This window comes from Bittarella massiliensis (ex Durand et al. 2017), from assembly GCF_017566145.1.
Classification (GTDB): domain Bacteria; phylum Bacillota; class Clostridia; order Oscillospirales; family Ruminococcaceae; genus Bittarella; species Bittarella massiliensis_A.
This window is the reverse complement of the sequence record NZ_JABFCL010000246.1, coordinates 1-220: the sequence shown is the minus strand read 5'-3', so window position 1 is coordinate 220 and position 220 is coordinate 1. Positions and strand designations below refer to the sequence as shown.

Annotated in this window: 1 protein-coding gene; it reads left to right on the top strand. The window is 48.2% G+C overall.

Features of this window, described 5'->3' with window-relative positions:
- Positions 1–220, top strand: a 220-nt coding sequence (locus HJY11_RS14210; RefSeq protein WP_208076529.1) for a DegT/DnrJ/EryC1/StrS family aminotransferase, incomplete at both ends; no start/stop codon positions are given.

Genomic DNA, 220 nt, shown 5'->3' with positions numbered 1-220 from the left:
ACCTGGGCGCAAAGCCTGTTTTTATCGACAGCGAACCCGAAACCTGGAATATGAGCCCAGCAGCTTTAGAAAAAGCTTATGAACAATATCCTAATCCCAAAGCTGTGATCATTGTGGATTTATACTGCCAGGCTGCCGATTATGAAAAGCTGTCAGCCCTCTGTAAAGCACACCACACCCCAATACTGGAAGATGCCGCCGAAGCCTTAGGCGCGACTTA